This window comes from Paraburkholderia sp., from assembly GCF_026225065.1.
Lineage (GTDB): Bacteria > Pseudomonadota > Gammaproteobacteria > Burkholderiales > Burkholderiaceae > Paraburkholderia.
Window position 1 is genome coordinate 1 of the sequence record NZ_JAMFSB010000377.1, and the last position, 3,825, is coordinate 3,825.

At 62.2% G+C, this 3,825-nt stretch carries 4 protein-coding genes; 2 read left to right on the plus strand and 2 right to left on the minus strand.

Features of this window, described 5'->3' with window-relative positions:
• Positions 1–2: 2 nt before the first annotated feature.
• Entirely contained in the window at positions 3–404 is a 402-nt protein-coding gene (locus tag M0954_RS26525; RefSeq protein WP_297356418.1) for a DUF3597 domain-containing protein, read from the minus strand.
• Between the two features lie 160 nt (positions 405–564).
• Positions 565–2,505 carry a propionate catabolism operon regulatory protein PrpR gene (gene prpR, locus M0954_RS26530; protein ID WP_297356420.1) on the minus strand — a complete coding sequence of 647 codons (1,941 nt, stop codon included), beginning with the start codon at positions 2,503–2,505 and terminating at the stop codon, positions 565–567.
• A gap of 204 nt (positions 2,506–2,709) precedes the next feature.
• Between prpR and prpB the strand changes: the two genes are divergently transcribed.
• Together prpB and M0954_RS26540 are read left to right on the plus strand one after the other, a co-directional pair.
• Positions 2,710–3,603, plus strand: a complete 894-nt coding sequence (gene prpB, locus M0954_RS26535) for a methylisocitrate lyase (RefSeq protein ID WP_122156096.1) — start codon at positions 2,710–2,712, stop codon at positions 3,601–3,603.
• A gap of 29 nt (positions 3,604–3,632) precedes the next feature.
• A partial coding sequence (locus M0954_RS26540) for a citrate/2-methylcitrate synthase (RefSeq protein WP_297356422.1) occupies positions 3,633–3,825 on the plus strand: 193 nt, incomplete at its 3' end.

A 3,825-nucleotide genomic window follows, 5' to 3' on the forward strand; every position in this document is an offset into this window, starting at 1 on the left:
GATCAGCCGGCGAGGTCCGACGGCAGCTTGCCACCGTTTGCCGCCAGCGCGTGCATGACCTGCGTGTGCAGCCAGACGGTCATCGTAGCGGAGTCGTTCGTGTCGCCGCGGTACTTGAGTTCCTGTGCGAGCTGCTTGCGATGCTCGAGGCTGCTGTCCACGCCGAGCGCCTTGAGCGTATCGACGATCGAGGTGCGCCAGTTTAGCGTTTGGCCGCTTTCGCTCACGAACTGATCCATCACCGCTGCGACATCCACGTCCGCCAGCGGAGGAGGTGCTGCTGCCGCCGCGGGCGCGGCCGCTTGCGCCGCAGCCGGATCCGGTGTCGCTTCCACTGCGGGCGCTGGCTGATCCGGCTTGGCCTTGCCAAACAGTTTGTTCACAATATCGCCAAAAATACTCATCTTTAATTCTCCTGAACAAATGGTGACGGGTGGAAACCCTGTCCATGCCCAACATGGATCACTACACATGTTAGGCGTTCGCTTCGCCGAACTTGTAATAGTTTGTGGTGAAAGCCATGCGCCGCGAGACTATCCTGCGCGCCCGCTGCGGGTTGCCGCTTCATCCCACCGCATTGAGCTTGCGCCACAGAGTTGTCTTGCTGATGCCTAGCGCATCGCACACCTGATCGCGGTCGCCGTTGAACGCATCGAGCGCGGCCCGAATCTCATCCGCTTCCACACGGCGGCTGCGTTGACGCAAAGTCAGCGCGGTCTCATTCGTGCCCTCATCTTGCCGCTCGAACAACTCCGGCGCGATCGATTGCAATACCTCGTCTGTCAATACCGCGTCATCCGAATCCGCCAGTTCGACGGTGATCCGCTCGATCACGTTCTGCAGTTCCCTCACATTACCCGGCCAAGCGTGACGACTTAGTGACTCGGCGATCGAAGCAAGCACACCCGATGCATCACGCGTCGTGCGAACACGCGTGGCCAGACGTGGTTCGCGACGCGCTGCCTGACACAGCAACTCGGCCGCGAGCGGCATGATGTCGGAGAGACGTTCGCGCAGTGGAGGCAACGCGATATTGAGAATGTTTAGCCGGTAGTAGAGATCCGTGCGGAATTCGCCCGCCGCCACTGCAGCGGTCAATGCGCGATGGGTCGCGGCGACGATTCGCACGTCGATGCGTGTCGGCTCGGTTGAGCCGAGCCGCACCACTTCGCGTTCCTGCAACACGCGCAGCAAACGGCTTTGCAGCGGCAGCGGCATTTCACCGATTTCGTCGAGGAACAACGTGCCACGGTGCGCCGCTTCGATCAGGCCAGCCTTACCGCCGCGCCGTGCGCCCGTAAACGCACCCTCTTCGTAACCGAACAGTTCGCTCTCGAGCAAGGCCTCCGGAAACGCGCCGCAATTGAGCGCGACAAATGGAAAATCGCGTCGCGCGCTGAGATGATGCAGGCTCTGCGCGACCATCTCCTTGCCCGTGCCGCTCTCGCCGCGAATCAGCACCGTGGCATCCGACTTCGCATAGCGCTGCACAAGCTGCCGGACCCGTTCGATCGCCGGACAAGCCCCTACCAGATCGTCGAGTTGGTAGCGCGCGACAAACTGCTGCGCGCGTTGCCGCGAACGCAACGTGCGGTCGAGCCGCTCCACCGAGCGCGACTCCTGAAACGTCAGCACGGTACCTGTCGTCACGCCATTGTCGACCAGCGGTCCACGATGCACGACGTAACTGACGCCGCGCATTGTTTCCAGCGACTCGCCCTCCGCATCGGGCACTGCGTCGAAGAGGTCCGGTGCAAGTTCAAGCAGCGCGCGGCCTACCGCTGCGGCCGGTTCGACGCCGAGCACCAGCGCGAGACGCTGGTTGATTGCTTCCACACGGCCTTGCGCATCGAGGGCGACGACACCGTCGCGCAGGTGCTGCAACACGTTGTCCAGACGATGCCGCCGCACCGCTTCGCCCCAGGTGGCCTGGGCGACTTCGAGCGCGGTATCGAAGGCCGCCCGCACCGCGGCGCGCGAGTAAAGAAATATGGACTCCATACCAGCCCGCGCGGCGAGATCCGTCACGAGCCCCGGTCCCACGATGGTCCCGACGCCGCGATCACGCAGATCGAGCACACAGGCTTCCGCGTCCTGCGCCGACTGGTACGACGCAAACACCACGTCGATGCCGTAGGCCGCCACGAAGCGGCGTACCTCGGCCGGCGTCTCGCCGTGGGTCACGAGCGCGACTGACGATGCATCGCGGCGAGCACGTGCCAACGCGTGCATCACGTCGAAACCGGTTGGGGTGATCAGCACGACGGGCACGTCTATTCGGGCCTTCAGATAGGTACCGTTCGACCCCGCTGCGACCACGACGTCCGGGCGATCCTTGCCTGCGGAAGCAATCTCATTGACCGCTTCCTCGTAGCCGCGGGTCACCACCCGCAGATCCGCTCGGGTGTCGTATTCGTCGGCGATATCGCGGAACAGGCCGCGCAGCTTGCTGATGCCGATGGCCCATACGCGGGCCCGGGAGCCGGGTTCAGAAGGTCGGTTCATGGCGGGTTGCCTGCCGTGGCGCTCGAAACTGGAGAAACGCTATTATGACTTCATGATTTCACTTATGAAATATGAATTGCACTTGTGAAACAAAAGCCCGTCAACCCCATCCGTCAAATCCGCAACGAATCAACAACTTAACCGCCCTCGCCCACGCTGGCCCGGTCCTTGCAAAAACACCCTGACCATTACCTGGAGATACGCGTGAGTTCAGCAAAACAACCTGTCAGTGCCGGCGCGAAATTCCGTGCGGCGGTCGCAGAAGGACAACCGCTGCAGGTCGTCGGCGCCATCACCGCCTACGCGGCGAAAATGGCCGAGGCGGTCGGTTTCAAAGCGGTGTATTTGTCGGGCGGCGGCGTCGCGGCCAATTCGCTCGGCATCCCCGATCTCGGTATTAGCACCATGGACGATGTGTTGATCGATGCCCGCCGCATCACCGATGCTACCGGCCTTCCGCTGCTCGTCGATATCGACACCGGCTGGGGCGGCGCCTTCAACATTGCGCGCACAGTGCGTTCCTTCATCAAGGCCGGCGTGGCCGCGGTCCACCTCGAAGATCAGGTCGGACAGAAGCGATGTGGACACCGTCCGGGCAAGGAAGTGGTCGCGAAAGAAGAAATGGTCGACCGCGTGAAGGCGGCCGTCGATGCCCGCACCGACGACCAGTTCGTCATCATGGCGCGCACGGATGCGGGCGCGGCCGAGGGCATCGATTCAGCGATCGAGCGCGCGGTTGCCTACGTCGAAGCTGGCGCCGATATGATTTTCCCGGAAGCGATGCAGACGCTCGACGACTACCGCCGCTTCAGGGCCGCAGTCAAGGTGCCGATCCTCGCGAACCTGACCGAATTCGGCTCGACACCGTTTTTTACCACCGACGAACTGCGCGAAGCGAACGTCGATATCGCGCTGTACTGTTGCGGCGCGTATCGTGCGATGAACGCCGCCGCGCTCAATTTCTATGAGACGGTGAAGCGCGACGGTACACAAAAGGCTGCGGTTGGAACGATGCAGACGCGCGCCGATCTGTATAAGTATCTCGGCTATCACGCGTACGAGGAGAAGCTCGACGCGCTGTTCGCCGCACACAAGTAAACCGAATCCAGGAGTAAGAGGACGACACCATGAGCGAAGCAGATAACAGCACACCGGCCGCTGGCGCATTCAAACCGAAGAAATCCGTGGCACTATCAGGCGTGACGGCGGGTAATACTGCGCTGTGTACGGTCGGCAAGACCGGCAATGACCTGCATTACCGCGGCTATGACATTCTCGACATCGCCAGCACCTGCGAATTCGAGGAAATCGCCTACCTGC